Here is a 555-nt window from a genome sequence, read left to right as displayed (position 1 = left end):
CGCCTGCGCAGGCGCATCGGCAGCGTGCATCAGGACTTCCGGCTGCTGCCCGACCTGAACGTGTTCGACAACGTGGCCCTGCCCCTGCGGCTGCAACACCGCGCGGAAGCCGAGATCAGCCACGAGGTCCATGCCATCATGAAATGGGTGGGGCTGGAAAACCGGCTGGACGCGCTGCCGCCGCAGCTTTCTGGCGGGGAGCAGCAGCGTGTCGCGATCGCGCGCGCCGTGATCTACCGCCCGGCCCTGCTGCTGGCCGATGAACCGACCAACGCGCTTGATGAACGCCAGGCCGCGCGCCTGCTCATGATGTTCCACCGGCTGGCCGAACTGGGCACCACCATTGTCGTCGCCACCCATAACGACGCGATCGTGCGCCGCTATCCCGCCCCCGCCATTGAACTGGCGCACGGCCATCTGGTGCAGGAGTACCGCTGATGGCGCGCAGGCGCTACCATGACGGGCTGGCCCTGCATCAGGCGCTGCCGGGGCGCTTCCTGCCCTTTCTCGTGGCGGCCATGTCCTTTCTGGCCGCGCTTGCGCTGGCGGGCGGCA

1 protein-coding gene and 1 pseudogene are annotated in these 555 nt (G+C 68.6%); both read left to right on the top strand.

Features of this window, described 5'->3' with window-relative positions:
- Positions 1-438: cell division ATP-binding protein FtsE (locus JCM25156_RS19925; RefSeq protein ID WP_025814535.1), on the top strand; the 438-nt coding region annotated here is incomplete at its 5' end.
- Positions 438-555 (top strand): annotated as a pseudogene (locus tag JCM25156_RS31875) (cell division protein FtsX); the annotation flags it as partial. The gene JCM25156_RS19925 and the pseudogene JCM25156_RS31875, both read left to right, overlap by 1 nt.

Source organism: Komagataeibacter kakiaceti JCM 25156 (assembly GCF_000613305.1).
This window is presented reverse-complemented; position numbering and strand designations above follow the sequence as displayed.